This window comes from Cellulomonas persica, assembly GCF_007989825.1.
Classification (GTDB): Bacteria; Actinomycetota; Actinomycetes; order Actinomycetales; family Cellulomonadaceae; genus Cellulomonas; species Cellulomonas persica.
In genome coordinates this window covers 22,321-39,913 of the sequence record NZ_BJUA01000018.1, presented here as the reverse complement: position 1 = coordinate 39,913, position 17,593 = coordinate 22,321, and the positions used below count along the sequence as shown (strand labels likewise).

Annotated in this window: 12 protein-coding genes; 3 read left to right on the top strand and 9 right to left on the bottom strand. The window is 73.4% G+C overall.

Going from position 1 to position 17,593, the window contains the following annotated elements; genetic code table 11:
- Positions 1 to 45: 45 nt before the first annotated feature.
- The 8 genes from CPE01_RS14505 to infC form a co-directional block, all read right to left on the bottom strand.
- Entirely contained in the window at positions 46 to 5,415 is a 5,370-nt protein-coding gene (locus tag CPE01_RS14505) for an ExeM/NucH family extracellular endonuclease (protein WP_146807525.1), read from the bottom strand.
- Between the two features lie 211 nt (positions 5,416 to 5,626).
- Positions 5,627 to 8,182 (bottom strand): phenylalanine--tRNA ligase subunit beta, encoded by a 2,556-nt coding sequence (gene pheT, locus CPE01_RS14500; protein WP_146807524.1) that lies wholly within the window; start codon positions 8,180 to 8,182, stop codon positions 5,627 to 5,629.
- The gene (pheS, locus tag CPE01_RS14495) at positions 8,182 to 9,273 is read right to left on the bottom strand and encodes a phenylalanine--tRNA ligase subunit alpha (RefSeq protein ID WP_146807523.1); all 1,092 of its coding nucleotides are present in this window, start codon (positions 9,271 to 9,273) and stop codon (positions 8,182 to 8,184) included. The genes pheT and pheS overlap by 1 nt, the downstream gene beginning before the upstream one ends.
- A 299-nt stretch (positions 9,274 to 9,572) precedes the next feature.
- Entirely contained in the window at positions 9,573 to 10,193 is a 621-nt protein-coding gene (gene thpR, locus CPE01_RS14490) for an RNA 2',3'-cyclic phosphodiesterase (protein ID WP_146807522.1), read from the bottom strand.
- Between the two features lie 2 nt (positions 10,194 to 10,195).
- Complete coding sequence (locus tag CPE01_RS14485; RefSeq protein WP_146807521.1) at positions 10,196 to 11,080, bottom strand: TrmH family RNA methyltransferase; 885 nt, start codon at positions 11,078 to 11,080, stop codon at positions 10,196 to 10,198.
- A gap of 140 nt (positions 11,081 to 11,220) precedes the next feature.
- Positions 11,221 to 11,604 carry a 50S ribosomal protein L20 gene (gene rplT / locus CPE01_RS14480; RefSeq protein WP_146807520.1) on the bottom strand — a complete coding sequence of 128 codons (384 nt, stop codon included), beginning with the start codon at positions 11,602 to 11,604 and terminating at the stop codon, positions 11,221 to 11,223.
- 62 nt (positions 11,605 to 11,666) lie between these two features.
- Positions 11,667 to 11,861, bottom strand: a complete 195-nt coding sequence (rpmI, locus tag CPE01_RS14475) for a 50S ribosomal protein L35 (protein WP_013883985.1) — start codon at positions 11,859 to 11,861, stop codon at positions 11,667 to 11,669.
- 92 nt (positions 11,862 to 11,953) lie between these two features.
- Complete coding sequence (gene infC / locus CPE01_RS14470) at positions 11,954 to 13,054, bottom strand: translation initiation factor IF-3 (RefSeq protein WP_371862014.1); 1,101 nt, start codon at positions 13,052 to 13,054, stop codon at positions 11,954 to 11,956.
- Positions 13,055 to 13,377: 323 nt separating this feature from the next.
- Here infC and CPE01_RS14465 point away from each other — a divergent pair, with 323 nt between their 5' ends.
- The 3 genes from CPE01_RS14465 to CPE01_RS14455 all read left to right on the top strand — a co-directional run bounded on the left by CPE01_RS14465 (position 13,378) and on the right by CPE01_RS14455 (position 16,003).
- On the top strand, positions 13,378 to 13,836 hold the full coding sequence (locus tag CPE01_RS14465; RefSeq protein WP_146807519.1) for a Fur family transcriptional regulator: 459 nt from the start codon (positions 13,378 to 13,380) through the stop codon (positions 13,834 to 13,836).
- Between the two features lie 138 nt (positions 13,837 to 13,974).
- Positions 13,975 to 15,471 (top strand): catalase, encoded by a 1,497-nt coding sequence (locus CPE01_RS14460; protein ID WP_146807518.1) that lies wholly within the window; start codon positions 13,975 to 13,977, stop codon positions 15,469 to 15,471.
- 160 nt (positions 15,472 to 15,631) lie between these two features.
- Complete coding sequence (locus CPE01_RS14455) at positions 15,632 to 16,003, top strand: DUF1844 domain-containing protein (protein ID WP_146807517.1); 372 nt, start codon at positions 15,632 to 15,634, stop codon at positions 16,001 to 16,003.
- On the opposite strand, the gene CPE01_RS14450 is transcribed toward CPE01_RS14455, so the two are convergent.
- Positions 15,984 to 17,255, bottom strand: a complete 1,272-nt coding sequence (locus tag CPE01_RS14450) for an MFS transporter (protein WP_146807516.1) — start codon at positions 17,253 to 17,255, stop codon at positions 15,984 to 15,986. The two genes, CPE01_RS14455 and CPE01_RS14450, sit on opposite strands and share 20 nt — an antisense overlap.
- Between the last annotated feature and the right edge of the window lie 338 nt (positions 17,256 to 17,593).

Here is a 17,593-nt window from a genome sequence, read left to right as displayed (position 1 = left end):
GCGCCCGGCCGGGGTCTCCGGTCGGGCGCCCTTCGGGTGGTGAGGTCAGGGCTTGGGCTTCGGGTGCGGCGGACCGCCCTTGCGGTCGACCTCGAGCCGCTCGTGCGCGGACGCCGACGCGTAGCCGTCGTCACCGGCGTAGGTCGCGGTGACCTTGACCGACTCCGTCACCGCCCCGAGCGTGAACGTCGCAGTGCCGTCGCTGAGCGTGCCCCGGTACGTGGTGCGCCCGACCTCGAGCGCGACCTTCCCGGTCGGCGCCGGCGCTCCCGGGGCTCCGGTGACCGTGACCGTGATGACCGGCGTGCTGCCCTTCGTCACCGTCCAGCTCGGGGTGGCCATCGTGACCTTCGGACGCGCCTTCGTCACGGTCAGCGTGACCGGCTTCGAGGTCGACGCCGTGACGCCCGCGCCACCCCCGTAGACGGCGGTCAGCGAGTGCGTGCCGACCGCGATCGTGCGCGGCAGCACGACGGTCGCCGTCGCGGTGGACGGCTTGGGCCTGCCCGGTCCCGGCTTCGCGGTGCCGGGGCCCGCGGGCACGAGCGTCCCGACCGCCAGCACGTCGTGGCCGTCACGGATCTGGACGACGCCCGTGGGCACAGCCCCCTCGGCCTTCACCGTGACCTTCGCCGTGACCTGCCCGCCGAATGCGACCTTGTGCGGCGTGACCTGGAGCACCGTGGTGGACGACGACGTCCGCACGATCGTCACCGACAGCGTCCCCGTGGACCCGTCGTGCCGGTCGTCGGTCGGGGTGAACACGGCGCGCAGGTCGTGGGCGCCCGCCGTGAGCTCGACGTCGAGCGTCGCCACGCCAGCCCGGACCGCGACCGTGCCGAGCCAGGCCGTGCCGTCCACGAACGTCACGGTCCCCACGGCGGCCTCGGGCGAGACGGCCGCGTGCAGCGTCTGCGTCGCGCCGGCGACCGGGTCACCGGTCATCGTGAGCACCGTCGTGGTCGGGGTCGCCGCCTCGACGGTCAGCGGGATGTGCACCGTCGTGCCGCTCGGGTCCGCGACGAGCGTCAGCTCGTGCGCACCCGCCGCGGTCCCGACCGGGACCTGGAACGCGACCGTGGCGGCGCCGTCGCTGACCGCGACCTCGCCGATCGACTCCCCGTCGAGGCGGATGTCGAGGCTCGTGTTCTGCGGGGAGCCCAGGCTCGTGAGGTCGAGGTGGGACACGCCGAACGAGACCGAGTCGCGGGCGGACACCGTGGACGGCAGGTCCGACACGGCGACCGCGTGCCGCGCGAAGTCGGGCGACAGGTCCGGGTGCGACTCGAGGAACGCGATCCACGCGTCGCGGTCGACCAGACCCGAGTCGCGCGTGTCGGAGCCCTCCGTGAACACCCGGAAGTTGTCGCCACCCGTCGCGAGGAACGAGAACGTGCCGACCCGGTAGTCCGCCTCGGGATCGAGCGGCTCGCCGTCGATCGTCACGGACGTGATGCGGCTGCCCTCCGGCAGGGTCGCGTCGTACGTGTACGACACGTTGTCCGAGAGGCCGAGCTGCAGGTACGCACGCGACGGCACGTTGCCGTTGGCGTCGCGCTGCCACTGCTGGTTGAGCATCGTGAGCAGCTGGGCACCCGTCAGCGTCGTGGTCCAGAGGTTGTTCGCGAACGGCAGCACCGCGTTCGCCTCGGCGTACGTGACGATCCCGTCCGTCTCCTCGGCCCCCGACTTCGCGTAGTACAGCTCGTTGCGCAGACCGCCCGGGTTGACCACGCCGATCTGGGCGCCACCCAGGCGCTCGTCGGCGAGCGTGTCCCGCAGCGCGTTCGCGACGAGGTTGCCGAGCGTCGACTCGCTCGCGCGGTCGTCGCGCCCGGTCGACGGCAGCGGGCCCGGGCCCACGTACACGCCGTCGACGTACGAGCCGCCCGTGTAGGCCGTCGTGATGTCGGCCGTGACCGAACCCACGGGCTCGCGACCGATCACGTCGGCGTACGCGATCGCCTCGTCGACGATCTGCTTGACCTGCGCGACGCGCGGGTAGGTCGCGATCAGCGTCGCGTCCGCGGTGGTGACGCGCGCGACGTTCTCCTCGGTGTGCGACAGCACCTCGTCGGTCGCCGGGTCGTACCGCAGCACGACCTTGCCGAGGAACTCGCCGTACGAACCCGTCTGCAGGATCGGACGCGTCTTGCCGGCGACGCCGGGCACCGCGCCCGCCCACGCGTACTGCTTGTGGGTGTGGCCCGTGAAGATCACGTCCACCGCGGCCGAGGTCTCGGTGACGATCTCGGCGAACGCGCCGCCCGCGGCGACCTCCTCCTCGAGCGTCGAGCCGTCGGGCGTGCCCGAGCCCGCACCCTCGTGGTACTCGGCGACGATGACGTCGGCCTCGCCGTTGCTCTCGTCACCGTCCGTGAGCTGCGCCGCGACGCGGTTGACCGCCTCGACGGGGTCCCCGAAGTCGAGGTTCGCGATGCCCGCGGGTGTCACGAGCGCCGGGGTCTCCTCGGTGACCGCGCCGATCACCGCGACGGTCACGCCGTCCATGTCGAACGTCGTGTACTCGTCGAGCGCGGGCGTCGTCGTGCCGTCGAGGTAGACGTTCGCGCCGAGGTAGTCCCACTGCGCGTTGCGGTCGCCGTCCGGGCCGATCACCCGGTCGGTCAGGTCGGCGTAGCCCTGGTCGAACTCGTGGTTGCCGACCGCGGAGGCCGCCAGCTCGAGCGCGTTGAGCACGTCGATCGTCGGCTGGTCCTGCTGGACCGCGGACGCGAACAGGGACGCACCGATGTTGTCGCCCGCGGACAGGAACGCGACCGGTCCGGTCGCCTCCGCCCGGAGCTTCTCGACGGTCCCGGCGAACTTCACCGTGTTCGACGACGTGACACCGGCGGTCGTCACCGACTCGATGCGGCCGTGGTAGTCGTTGATGTTGAGGAACGTCAGGTCGAGCGGACCGCCCGCCTGCTCACCGGCACCCAGCCCGACGATCACCGGGTCGTGGTCCGACGAGCGGTACTCGTCGCCGGAGTAGAACAGCGCGCCGTGGTAGTTGTACCGGCTGTACTCGAGCGCGATGGACTCCTCGGCGTTGATCTCCCAGATGTCCGCTCCCGTGGCGCGCTCGAGCGCCGCGTCGTTGAGCAGCACGTGGTCGAGCGACCCCGACAGCCCGCCGAACGAGTACGAGTACTCCCCCGGCGCGAGCTCGGCGGCCGCGTCGGTGTAGCCCGCGTCGTACAGCACCTCGAGCGGATCCTCGAGCGTGTAGGAGTTGAAGTCCCCGACGAGCGCGACCGCCTCGACGTCACCCTGGATGTCCGCGACCCAGTCGCGCAGCGCGGTCGCCTGCGCGACGCGTGACGCGTTCGACGCGCCCTGCCCGTCGCCCTGGTCCTCGTCGCCGGGCAGCGGACCCGCCGAGCCCTTGGACTTGAAGTGGTTGACCGCGACGAGCACCGGCTCGCCGCCGCCGACGGGCTCGAAGGCCTGCGCGAGAGGCTCGCGCGCGTTGTCGAACGGCTCACCGGCGTCGGACAACGTCCCGAGCGCGCGCGACTCGCCCACGCGCGACACCGCGGCCGGCTGGTAGATGAGCGCGTTCGAGATGACATCCATCGTGTCGGGGTCGGGCAGCTCGGCCGACGACGGTACGAACGCCCACTTCTCACTGCCCGCCGCCGCGTTCAGCGCGTCGACCAGCGTGCTCAGCGCCTCGTCGGCGACGCCGTCGACGACCAGGGAGTTCTCGATCTCGAGCAGCCCGACGACGTCGGCGTCCAGGTCGTTGATCGCGGTGACGATCTTGGCCTGCTGACGCGCCAGGTCGTCCGGGTCCCACGCGCCGCGCGGGTCGCACCCGGTGTTCACCGTGACGGGGTCGCCGGTGCGGTCGGTGTACGGCACGCAGCCGGACGTCGTCGCACCGAGCGTCGTGAAGTAGTTGAGGACGTTGAACGACGCGACCGTCAGGTCGCCGCCGACGTCGCGCGGCCGCTCGGTGCGCGTGTTCTCGAACGTCACGGGCCCGTCCGTCGGGCCGCCGAGCGGCCGGGTCGGGTCGAGCTTCCACGCGTTGTTGACGTAGGTGACGACGACCGGCTCGTCGAACGTGACGGCAGCGCCGACGCGCACCGGGTTCGTCAGGGACACGTACGGCGGCACGAGCGCCTGGTTGGCCGACGAGAGGTAGTTCGTCGTCGCGCCGTCGTCGAGCACGACGCCGCGAGCGGCGTTGTCGTCCTTGACGGCCTGGATCGCGGCGGTGTCCTGCGGGTCGGCGACCTCGGTCCACTGCAGCAGCGGCGTGGTACCCGTCGCGAGGCCGACCTCGCCGTACTGGTTCGTCGAGAAGGTGTTCGAGACCGTCAGGTCGCCGCTCGGGGCGAACAGCATCGACTCGATCGACTCGCGCGCCGCCGCGGTCGCCGGCCAGGCGCCCGTCAGCGGGGTCACCGTCGCGTCGGAGTCGAGGACCTCGAGGCCCGCCGCGCTCGTGACCGTGATCTCGGTCAGCCCGTTGAACTCGCTGACCGCGCCGGTGACCGTGACCTCGTCACCGATCGCCACGAGGTCGTCGGTGCTCGAGGAGAAGACGAACAGGCCGTCGGACGCGGTGCGCTCCCCCAACGTCCCGCCCGTCCCGGCGGTCTGGATCACGTAGCCGTTACGCCCGCCGGTCGGGTACGCGGCCGTCACGACGCCCTGCGTGGTCACGGTCTTCCCGACGTACGGCGAGGTGTCACCGGTGCCCTGGATCTGCGCGATCGCCAGCACCGACGGGTCCTCGGGGTCCGGGTCGCCGTCCCCGTCCGACTTCTGCGGGCTCGGCGCGCCGACCGTGAAGTCGGCCGCGTTGTCGGCGGTGTTGCCGTGCTCGGCCGACCGCGACGCCGACGTGGTGGCCGACAGGTTGCTCGTCGGGCCGGTGCCCGCGAAGTCGTTGGTGGCCGCGCCGTACCCGACGAAGTCGACGACGGCGTCGATCGTCGCGCAGCGTGTCGCGCTGGTGCAGCCGAGCGCCGTCGTGGACGACGACAGGGCGACCTTGCCCGCGGCCGCGCCCATGGCGATCGTGCCGTTGAGGTCGGTCTCGATGTCGGCCTGCGTCCCGGCCCCCGTGGCCTGGCCGACGAGGAAGAAGTCGTGCGGCTGGATCGTGCCCGACAGCGCGGTGACGAGGCCCCCGTTCCCCACGGTGCCCGTGGACGACCCGTACTGGATCGACCATCCGGCGAGGCTCACCGGCTCGTCGCTCACGTTGTACAGCTCGACGAAGTCCCGCAGGATCGGGGCCCCGCTGTTGCCCCCACCGCCGTAGACCTCGTTGATCACGACGGGAGCCGTCGGCGAGACGGCGGCGGTCGCGGGGGCGGCGGCGACCACCGAGCTCGCGAGCACGACGGCGAGGGCGGCGAGGCCCCCGGTGAACGATCGGTTGCCAGGACGCACGGGGGCTCTCCTTCATCGGGGAACACAACCTGGCCGCGGGGTGAGCAGCCACCGCTCACCTTCCCGCCCGGTCCGAAATGTCGCAACTACTCGTCAGTAACGATGCGGTGAACTCCCGAGACGCACGAGGCCCCCCGGGCTGGGACCGTGTCGGGTCCCGGCCCGGAGGCCTCGTGCGGACTGGCGGGTCGAGCCGGTGGCCGAGCGCGGATCAGGCGCGCAGCGTCGCCCCGAACCGCGCCGCGGCCTCGACGACCACCGCGTCACGCACCGCCGCCGTCTCCGCCGCGGTCAGCGTGCGGTCCCCCGCACGCAGCCGCAGCGCGAACGCGAGCGACCGGTGGCCCGCCGGGACCTGGTCGCCCTCGTAGACGTCGAACAGCCGCACGTCCTCGACGACGTCGCCCGCGGGGCTCGCCGCGGCGCCCGTCCGCACCGCGTCGAGCACCTCGGCCGCCGGCACGTCGGCCGGCACGACGAGCGCCACGTCCTCCTTCGCGACGGGGAAGGTCGAGACCGCCCGTGCCTGGAGCGCGTCCGTCGGCGCCGCGCCGAGCACCGCGTCGAGGTCGAGCTCGAACGCGGCGGCGCGCGCGGGCAGGTCGTGCGCCGCGACCACGTTGGGGTGCAGCTCACCGGCCCAGCCGAGCACGACGCCGTCGAGCGTCTCGACTCGCGCGCACCGGCCCGGGTGCCACGGCGCGCGCTCGGCGTCGGCGACCAGCCGCACGGGCAGCCCGGCGACCTGAGCGACACGCTGCGCGGCGGCGATCGCGTCCGTGTGGTCGGCCCGACGGCCCGGCCCCCACACACCCGCGGGCTCGACCCGGCCCGCGAGCACGCCGGCCACATGACGCGGCTGCGGCGGGACCGCCGCAGCGATCGCGTCCAGCTCCTCCTGCGACGGCCGTACACCACCCGGGAGCGCGGGTGCCGCGCCGGAGCCGGCCACGGGCCGGGTCACCAGCCCGATCTCGTACACGCACACGTCGACGTTGCCGCGCGCGACGTTGCGGCGCGCGGTGTCGAGCAGCGTCACGAGCAGATCCGTGCGCAGGAGCGGCTGGGCGTCCGAGAGCGGGTTGACCAGACGCACGGTGCGGCGCCGCTCGTCGTCGTCGGGCAGGCCGAGGGCGTCGAGCTGCTCGGTCCCGACGAACGGGTAGGAGAGCACCTCGACCAGACCCGCCTCCGCGAGCGCGTCCGCGATCGCGCGCCGGGCCCGCTGAGCCCACGTCAGCCCCAGGCCGGCGGGCGCCGGCGGGATCACGCTCGGGATCGCGTCGTAGCCGCGCAGCCGCGCGACCTCCTCGACGAGGTCCACCGCGACCGTGAGGTCGGGCCGCCACGTCGGCGGCGTCACCTCGGCGACGCCGGTCCGCGCGTCGCGCACGGATGCGCCGATCTGCGTGAGCACGTCGCGGACCTCGTCGTGCGTGTACGGCACGCCGACCAGACGGCCCGGGTGGTCCAGGTCCAGCTCGATCGAGGCGGGCGGCGTCGTGCGGTCCACGTCCGTGAGCTCGGCGTCCACCGTGCCGCCGCCGTGCTCGACGAGCAGCGCCGCGGCGCGGGCGACCGCGACGCGCGGCAGGCGCGGGTCGACGCCCCGCTCGAACCGCTTGCTCGCCTCGCTCGGTAGCTTGTGCCGGCGCGCGGTGCGCGCGACGCTCACCGGGTCGAAGTGCGCGGCCTCGAGGAGCAGGTCGGTCGTGGACGCGCTCACCTCGGTCTCGCCGCCACCCATGACCGCCGCCAGGCCGATCGGGCGCGAGCCGCGACCGTCCGGGCTGTCGGTGATGAGCAGGTCCTGCGGGTCGAGGGTGCGGACCTGGTCGTCGAGCGTACGCAGCTTCTCGCCCGCGCGGGCACGCCGCACGACGATCGGTGCCGTGAGCGTCGCGAGGTCGTAGGCGTGCAGCGGCTGACCCAGGTCGAGCATCACGTAGTTCGTCACGTCGACCGCGAGCGAGATCGGCCGCATGCCGGCCTGCTGCAGGCGACGCTGCATCCACGCCGGCGACGGGTCGTTCGCGCGCACGCCACGGACCACCTGGGCGACGAACCGGTCGGCCCCGGGCACGCCGTGGATGGGCGCGTCGTCGTCGATCTCGACCGCGAACCCGGCCGGGCGCACGTCGGTGGGCTCGGGCAGCGCGGGGTCGGTGAACGTCGCGCCCGTGGAGTGCGCGTACTCCCGCGCGACGCCGCGCATCGAGAAGCAGTAGCCCCGGTCCGGGGTCACGTTGATCTCGAGGACCTCCTCGCCGAGCCCGAGCAGCTCGCGCGCGTCGGTCCCGACCGGCGCGTCCAGGCCGATCTCGCTCAGCACGATGATCCCGGAGTGGTCCTCGCCCAGGCCGAGCTCGCGCGCCGAGCAGATCATGCCGTCGGACACGTGCCCGTACGTCCTGCGCGACGCGATCGGGAACGGGCCGGGGAGCACCGCACCGGGCAGCGCGACGACGACGTGGTCGCCCACGTCGAAGTTGTGCGCGCCGCACACGATCCCGCGCGGCGTGCCGCCGGGCTCGTTGTGCGCCGGGCCGACGTCGACGCGGCACCAGTTGATCGTCTTGCCGTTCTTCTGCGGCTCGGGCGTGCGCTCGACGACGCGTCCGACGACGAGCGGACCCGTCACCGCCGCGGCGTGCACCGCCTCCTCCTCGAGACCGACCTTGACGAGGTCGGCCGCGAGCTGGGCGGCCGTCAGGTCCGCGGGGAGCTCGACGTGCTCGCCGAGCCAGGACAGGGGAACGCGAGGCATCAGATCACCGCCTGGAACTGGGTGGAGAAGCGCACGTCGCCCTCGACCATGTCGTGCATGAGCCCGATGCCGTGCCGCAGCATGAGCGTGCGCTCGATGCCCATGCCGAACGCGAAGCCCGAGTAGACCTCGGGGTCCACGCCGCACGCGCGCAGCACGTTCGGGTTGACCATCCCGCAGCCACCCCACTCGATCCAGCCGGGCCCACCCTTCTTCTGGGGGAACCACAGGTCCATCTCGGCGGACGGCTCGGTGAACGGGAAGTACGACGGGCGCAGGCGCATGCGCGCCTCCTCGCCGAACATCGCCTTGGCGAAGTGGTCCAGCGTGCCCTTGAGGTGCGCCATCGTCAGGCCCTTGTCGATCGCGAGGCCCTCGACCTGGTGGAACACGGGCGTGTGCGTCGCGTCGAGCTCGTCGGTCCGGAACACCTTGCCGGGGCACGCGATGTAGACCGGCACGCCGCGCTCGAGCAGCGAACGTGCCTGCACGGGGCTCGTGTGCGTGCGCAGGACGAGGTTCGACGGCTCGTCGGAACCGTCCGGGTGCGCCACGTAGAACGTGTCCTGCATCTGGCGCGCCGGGTGGTCGACGCCGAAGTTCAGCGCGTCGAAGTTGAACCACTCCGCCTCGAGCTCGGGGCCGTCGGCGATCTCCCAGCCCATCGCGACGAACACGTCGGCGACGCGCTGCTGCAGCGTCTCCAGCGGGTGCCGCGCACCGCGGGGCCGACGGTCGACGGGCAGCGTGACGTCGACGGTCTCCTCGACCAGGACGCGCGCGTCGCGCTCGGCCTCGAGCACCGTCTGGCGCTGCGCGACCGCGGCGTTGACGCGCCCGCGCGCCTGGCCGACGAGCCGGCCGGCCGCACCCTTGTCAGCCGGGGCGAGCCCGCCGATCGCGCGGTTCGCGAGCGCGAGCGGGCTGCGGTCACCGGTGTGCGCGAGCCGCACGGTCTTCAGGTCGTCGAGGTCGCCGGCCGCGGCGATGTCGGCGAGGGCCGCCTCGACGGCGGCGGCGACGCCGGCCTCGTCGAGGGGCGACAACGGGGCACCGGCAGCGGCGCTGTCGGTGGCAGGGTTCTCGGGCATCCGAACCTTCCGGGGGTGGTCTGGCGGTCGCGCGCACGAGCGCGCCGACCAGCGGGCAAGTCTAGGGCGCCCGCTCCGAGGCCGTCCGGGAGGTCCACCACGCGGGGCGTCCCGCAAGGGGACGACGAGCCTGCGCGGCTCAGCTCACGTGCGCGTCAGCGCGGCCCGGAACGGGCCGCGGAAATCGGCGACCAGCCGCCGCGCGTCGAGAGCTCACGCGTCCAGCATGGCACGCCGCACGCGGCGGGCACCACCTCGTTCGGCGTGCACCGCACCGCACCGCGGCGCCCGGTCGCCGCTCAGCGGCCGAGCCCGACCCGCTCGACCGTGCGGTACAGCGGGCCGCCGCCTCGACCGGCGCCCGGCGTGGACTCCACGACGAGCACCTCGGCGACCGGCCAGGTGGGTCCCTCGTAGACCGCCAGCGCGCGCACGAGACCCGCGAGCGGGTCGTCGTCGAGGCGGCTCGAGTCCCGCGGGCGGGACGAGCGCCTGCGGGGCGGGCCGCTGCCCGGCCGCGCCCGCCCGATGGTCAGGTGCGGCCGCTCGCGCGCCCGGCCGTCGTCGTGCACCCCGAGCTCGGCGCCCGCCTCGCGACACCGCGCGGTCAGCGCACGGTGCTCGGCCAGCCCACCGGTCGCCCCGACCCACAGCGTGCGGTGCGAGAACACGCCCGCGCCGCGCAGCGCCAGCTCGTACGGCGTCAGGTCGGCGCACGCGTCGCGCAGCGCGTCGACGAGCGCCGGGACGAGACCGTCGGGGACCTCGCCGTAGAACGACGTCGTCAGGTGCCACGTCTCGCGCGCCGACCACCGCACGTCCGCGGACCGCCCCGCGGCACCGCCGCGCACGCTCGCGAGGGTCAGGTCCAGGTGGTCCAGGACCTCGTCGCGCGGCCACACCGCCGCGAACAGGCGCACGGTCAGCGCCCGCTCGCCCGTTGGGCGCGAGCGCTCGCGTAGAGGCACACGGTCGCCGCGGTCGCCAGGTTGAGCGACTCGGCGCGCCCGTGCAGCGGCACCCGCACGACCGCGTCGGCGAGCGCGCGGTCCGCCTCGGGCAGCCCCCACGCCTCGTTCCCGAACACCCACGCGGTCGGTGCCGCGAGGTCCGGCACGCCGTCGGGCGCGCGTCCCGCGACGTCGAGCAGGTCGTCGATGTCGTGCTCGCCGGACCCGTCGGCCGCGAGCACGGTCATCCCCGCGCCCCGCAGCTCGCGGACCGCGGTCGACAGCGCGACGTCGTACGCCACGGGCAGGTGGAACAGCGAGCCCGCGGTCGAGCGCACGACCTTCGGGTTGTGCACGTCGACGCTCTCGGCCGTCAGGACGACCCCGCCCGCGCCCGCGGCGTCCGAGGCGCGGATCACCGTCCCCGCGTTCCCCGGGTCGCGCACGCGCGCGAGGACCGTCACGAGGCGCGGATGCTCGTCGATCACGCGGTCGAGCCCGCCGCCGAGCAGGTCCGCCACGGCGATGACCCCCTGCGCGTCGGGGCTCATCGCCGCGAGCACGTCGGCCTCGCCGATCGTCGTGCGCACGCCCCGCGCCGCCGCGGCCGTGACGATCTCGTCGTACCGGTCCGCGGCCGCCGCCGTCAGGTACAGGTCCCGCACGCGCGTGCGGGAACCCGACACCGCCTCGCGCACGGACTGCGGTCCCTCGACGACGAACCGGCCGTGCCGCTCGCGCACCGGGCGCCCGGCCAGGGCGCGCACGGCCTTGACCCTGTCGCTGCGCGGGTTGGTCAGCACCTCCGAGGCATCCACGCCCTCATCATCGCGGGTCACGGCGCCGTCCTGCGCCATCCTCGCCCGCCGGTCGCCGCGCGAGGCCCGAGCCGTCTCGAGCCCCGCGGCCTGGGAACGCCACAGCGCCCCCGCAGGACCGTGGTCCGCGGGGGCGCTGTGCGGCAGAGCGCAGGGGGCGCTGTGCTGGAGAGCTCGGGTCAGGCCGCCTTGGGGGCGTTGACGTCGGCCGGGAGCGCGTCCTTGGCCGCCTTGACGAGCGTGTTGAACGCCGCCACGTCGTTGACCGCGAGGTCCGCCAGGACGCGGCGGTCCACCTCGATGCCCGCGAGCTTGAGGCCCTGGATGAGGCGGTTGTAGGTGATGCCCTCCGCGCGGGCCGCAGCGTTGATGCGCTGGATCCACAGCTTGCGGAAGTCCGCCTTGCGCGCCTTGCGGTCGCGGTAGGAGTAGACGAGGGAGTGGGTGACCTGCTCCTTCGCCTTGCGGTACAGGCGCGAGCGCTGGCCGCGGTAACCGCTGGCCCGCTCGAGGGTCGAACGACGCTTCTTCTGGGCGTTGACTGCCCGCTTCACGCGTGCCACGTGATGCTCCTTGCTTGGTCAGGGCCGGTAGTGACCCCGGGCGCCGGTGGCGCCCGGACGAGTCACTTGCCGAGCAGCTTCTTGATCTTGGGGGTGTCGGCAGCGGAGACGACCACGTCACCGGCGATGCGGCGGGTGCGGCGGCTCGACTTGTGCTCCAGCAGGTGGCGACCGTTGGCCTGCTCGCGCATGACCTTGCCCGTCCCCGTCACGCGGAAGCGCTTCTTGGCACCGGAGTGCGTCTTGTTCTTCGGCATGGCTGCCGTGTCTCCTTGTCGTTCGCATCGCACGGGTTCGTGCGACTCGTTCGTGGTCGACCGGACCGTCGGGCGTCCCGGCCGTCGTGATGTCAGTCGGTGGAACGCGGCTTCGGCCGGGGTGCCGGGCGAGGTGCGGCGGGCTTGGCTGCCGCGGGGCTCGGCTTGGGCGTCGCGACCGGCTTCGGGGCGGCCGCCGGCTTGGGCGTCGCCGCGGGCTTGGCAGCGGCGGGCTTGGCAGCAGCGGGCTTCGCCGCCGCCGGTCGCGCAGGCGCGGCCTTCGGGGCAGCGGCCTTCGGAGCCGCAGCCGGCTCGGCCGGAGCGGGCTCCTGGCCCTCCGGAGCAGCAGCCGGGTCCTCGACCGGAGCAGTCTCGGCCGCAGCAGTCTCGACCGGAGCAGTCTCGACCGCAGCAGTCTCGACCGCCTCGGCGACCGGGGCAGCCGCGGGGGCCGCAGCGGTCTGCTCGACCTCGGCCTCGGCGGGTGCCTCGGTCGCAGCCGTGCGCTCGCTCGCCGCCTTCGCGTTGGCCTCGCGAGCCGCCTGGGCCTGCGCCTGGCGGCGCTGCTCCTGACGCTGCTCGGCCTTCTTCTTGTTCGGGCCGATGACCATGATCATGTTGCGCCCGTCCTGCTTCGGCGAGCTCTCGACGAAGCCGAGCTCGGCGACGTCGGCCGCGAGGCGCTGCAGCAGGCGGAAGCCCATCTCCGGGCGCGACTGCTCGCGGCCGCGGAACATGATCATGACCTTGACCTTGTCGCCGGCCTTGAGGAACCGCTCGACGTGCCCCTTCTTGGTGGCGTAGTCGTGCGGGTCGATCTTGAGCCGGAAGCGGATCTCCTTGAGGACCGTGTTGGCCTGGTTGCGCCGGGCCTCGCGGGCCTTCATGTCCGCCTCGTACTTGTACTTGCCGTAGTCCATGATCTTGACCACGGGCGGGCGGGCTTCCGGGGCGACCTCGACCAGGTCGAGGTCGGCGTCCTGGGCCAGGCGCAGTGCGTCTTCCACGCGGACGATGCCGACCTGCTCGCCGGCGGGGCCGACCAGGCGGACCTCGGCGACGCGGATCCGATCGTTGATGCGGGGCTCGCTGATGGGTGCTCCTCTAGGTTCGTCGTGACGGACCTCCGGGAACGAAGAAGGCCTCCGTCCCTGGGCACAGGAGGAGGCCTCGCACGATCCACCGCACGACACGCGTGCGCCGACGGCCTGCCGCGTGCGCGGCTGCGAGCCGAGCGCGACGACCACCGTCGTACGGACCGAGACCCGGTCCCCTTCGCCGGCGAACCGGGAGGGACCCAGGTGGGAGAGTTCTCCACTTGTGCACCTGCGCCGCATCCACCGGGCCTCGATCGCTCGAGGCTTACGCGGGCACAGCACAGGTCAGTCGGTGCACGAGGCTACCAGACCCACGGCCGCACACCCACCGCCCCTGGCGCCGCCGAGGCGTTGCCGGGTCTACACCCGACTCGTTCCAATTCTTGAATCGTTCCAGATTTTGTGCTGAGATGCAGGTCATGGACGACGACGAGCTCCTGCGCAGTCGCGGCCTGCGAGTCACAGCCCCCCGGCTCGCGGTGCTCGCGGCCCTCGACGACGCCCCGCACGCCGACGCGGACGCGGTGCTGCGCGGCGTCCGCATGCGCATGCCGTCGGTCTCGGTCCAGGCGATCTACGACGTGCTCGCCGCGCTGACGCAGGCGGGCCTGCTGCGGCGGATCGAGCCCGCGGGTCACCCCGCGCGCTACGAGCGCCGCGTCGGTGACAACCACCACCACGTGGTGTGCCGATCGTGCGGCGTCCTCGAGGACGTCGACTGCGTCGTCGGCCACGCGCCGTGCCTCGAGCCGAGCACGACGTCCGGGTTCGCGATCGACGCCGCCGAGGTCACGTTCTGGGGCCTGTGCCCCGCGTGCCGCGCTGCGGCCGACCCCGCCGACGCACCCGCCGGGACGGCCGCGCAACCCGTCCCCTAGACCGGCTGCGCCCGGCCCCGTCCCCCAGACCGGCTGCGCCCGGCCCCGTCCCTCAGACCGGCTGTGCCCGGCCCCCCGCTCACGCCGACGTCTCGTCGGCGTGCCGACCTGTCACGCCCACCCATCGAGAGGACATCCATGTCTCACGTGCCCCCCACCACGACGAACTCGGGCGCCCCGGTCGCCTCCGACGCGCACGCGCTGTCGGTCGGCTCCGACGGCCCGATCGTCCTGCACGACCACTACCTCGTCGAGAAGCTCGCGCAGTTCAACCGCGAGCGCGTCCCCGAGCGCGTCGTGCACGCCAAGGGTGGTGGCGCGTTCGGCACCCTGCGGGTCACGAACGACGTGTCGGCGTACACGCGTGCCGCACTCTTCCAGCCGGGTGTCGAGACCGAGATGCTCGCGCGGTTCTCGTCGGTCGCCGGTGAGCTCGGCTCGCCCGACACGTGGCGCGACCCGCGCGGCTTCGCGCTGAAGTTCTACACGTCCGAGGGCAACTACGACCTCGTCGGCAACAACACCCCGGTCTTCTTCATCCGCGACGGGATCAAGTTCCCCGACTTCATCCACTCGCAGAAGCGCCTGCCGGGCTCGCACCTGCGCGACAACGACATGCAGTGGGACTTCTGGTCGCTGTCGCCCGAGACCGCGCACCAGGTGACCTGGCTCATGGGCGACCGCGGCCTGCCCTCCTCGTGGCGGCACATGGACGGCTTCGGCTCGCACACCTACCAGTGGATCAACGCCGCGGGTGAGCGGTTCTGGGTCAAGTACCACTTCAAGACCCAGCAGGGCATCAAGAACCTCACCGCCGACGAGGCCTCGCAGCTCGCGGGCTCCGACGCGGACGTCCACATCCGCGACCTCTACGAGCACATCGAGGCCGGCGACTTCCCGCGCTGGACGCTCTCGGTCCAGGTGATGCCGTACGAGGACGCCAAGGCCTACCGCTTCAACCCGTTCGACCTGACGAAGGTCTGGCCGCACGCGGACTACCCGCTGATCGAGGTCGGCGTGATGGAGCTCAACCGCAACCCGGAGAACTACTTCGCGCAGATCGAGCAGGCCACGTTCGCGCCCAGCAACTTCGTGCCGGGCATCGCGGCCAGCCCCGACAAGATGCTGCTCGCGCGGATCTTCTCCTACGCGGACGCGCACCGGTACCGCGTCGGCACCAACCACGCGCAGCTCCCGGTCAACGCACCGAAGTCGCCCGTGCACTCGTACTCGAAGGACGGCGCGGCGCGCTACACCTTCGCGTCCGCGCAGACCCCGGTCTACGCGCCCAACTCGGTCGGCGGCCCCGCCGCGGACCCGGCACGCGCGACCGACGGCAGCTGGGAGTCCGACGGCGAGATGACCCGCTCGGCGGCGGCTCTGCACGCGGAGGACGACGACTGGGGCCAGGCCGGGACGCTCTACCGCGAGGTGTTCGACGACGCCGCGCGCGCTCGCTTCCTCGACACGATCACCGGACACGTCGGCGGCGTGAAGAGCGACGAGATCCGTGAGCGGGCGGTCCAGTACTGGACGAACGTCGACGCCGGCCTGGGCATCGCGCTGCGGGCGAACCTCGAGGGTGCGCCCGTCGAGACCGGCACGCCGGCCACGTCGGCCGTCCCGGTGGCCTGACCGGTCGTACCACCTGTCGACGGCCCTCGTACCCCCAGGGGTGCGGGGCCGTCGACCGTCCTGGCCGAGCGCTCCCACGGCACGGCGAGGTCGTCCCCGGTGGCGGTGCGCGGTCACCCCCGTGGTCGGGACCCGAGACGCGCGGTGGAAGGATGGGCGCATGACTGACCAGCCCGTCGACGAGGCCGCCCCCCAGCAGGACCCGACCCGCGACGCCACGCGCGACATCGCCGACGTCGCCGCCGTCGAGGTGATCGTGACCGCCGCGGTCCATCTCATGAGCGCCGCCGCGGTCAAGTGCGGTCTGGCCGAGGAGCAGGGCGAGGAGTACCTCGACCTCGACGAGGCGCGCAAGCTCATCACGGCGCTCGCCGCGCTCGTCACCGCCTCGGCGCCCGACATCGGCAACCAGCACGCGCGGTCGCTGCGCGACGGGCTGCGGTCACTGCAGCTCGCGTTCCGTGAGGCGTCGCCCTACCCGGACGAGCCCGGCGAGGGTCCGGGCGAGGCGTTCACCGGCCCGGTGAGCTGACCTTCTCCACGCCGGGCGCCGCGTCGGTCGCCAGCGCGTGCGCCTCCTGCGGTCCCGAAGCGCCGGTCAGCCCGCGGCGTCGGCGCACCGCGCGCTGGACGGCGAGCCCGGCGACGGCAACCCCGGCCCCGACGAGACCTGCGGTGAGGAAGCCGGCGCCCGGGTTCGTGCGGTCGATCACCCACCCGCACAGCGGCGCACCCACGGCGTTGCCGACGGTCGACATGGTCCCCGACCAGCCCATGACCTCACCGCGCCGCTCCTCGGGCGCGAGGCGCACGAGGGTCGCGTTGATCGAGGCGAGCGTCGGCGCGCACGGCAGGCCCGAGACGAAGACCGCCACCGCCAGCCACACGGGCATCGGCGCGAACGCGGCCGGCAGGATCGCCAGTCCCAGCACGCCCGCGAGCACGAGCGGCGGGGGTGAGCTCGTGCGCGCACCGTGGATCAGGCCGCCGACGACCGAGCCGCCCGCCCACAGCGCGATCATCCAGCCCACGTCGCCGGGCCGTCCCGCGTCGTTGAGCGACGCGACGAGCGACACGTCCGTCCCGATGAGCACGAAGGACGCCGTCGCCGCGGCGACGAGCAGCACGACGAGCTCGGGGCTCATGACCTTCTGCCTGCGGGCCGGCGCGGCGTCGTGCGGTGCCGGCTCGGCGTGAGCGCCCGACGAGCGCGTGGGCGGGTCGGCCCACATGAGCAGCAGGCCGCCGCCCACCGTCGCGCACCCCACGACCGTGAGGGCGGCGGTCGTCGAGACCTGCGTCGCCAGCAGCACGCCCACCACGGGCGCGAGCATGAAGGTCAGCTCGACGAGCACCGAGTCGAGCGCGAACGCCGTGCGCTGCTGTGCGACCGGCACGAGCACCGAGAGCGACTGGCGCGCGACCGAGAACACCGGCACCAGGAACAGCCCTGCGACGAACGCGGCGACGACCAGCGCGTGGTAGCCGAGGTGCGGCGCGAGCACCCAGACCGCCGACTCGACCACGATCGACGGCGCGATCGCCCGTCGCAGGCCGAACCGGTCGACGAGCCGCCCGCGCCAGGGCGCACCGATCGCCACGCCGATCGTCGAGGCACCCGCGACGACACCCGCCTGCCCGTACCCGCGGTCGAGGGAGGTCACCACGTGGAGCGTGAGGACGACCCCCACCATCGCCGCGGGGATGCGGCAGACGAACGCCACGAGGTACAGCCGTCCCACCGACGGCAGGCGCAGCAGGGCCGCGTAGGACGAGCGGGACATCCCACCATTGTCGCTCGCTCTCGCGCGTGCTCCGGCCCACCTGCCTATCCTGTGCGGGTGCCGCTGCAGGACACACCCGCCCCTGAGGGTCGCCCGACGGGCACCCCGGGCTGGGCGTCGCGCGCCGAGCGCGCCGCACACGCCGACGAGGTGCCACCCGAGGCCGCGTCGCCGGCCGACACCGGTGCCCCGTCCGAGCCGGTCGTGCCGGGTCCCGAGCCTGCGTCGACACCCGGTCCCGCGGTGTCACCCGGGTCCGCGACGTCACCCGGTCCTGCGGCGTCCGGGTCGGCAGCGTCCTTGGCGTCCACAGCGTCGCCACGTTCCGCGGCGTCGCC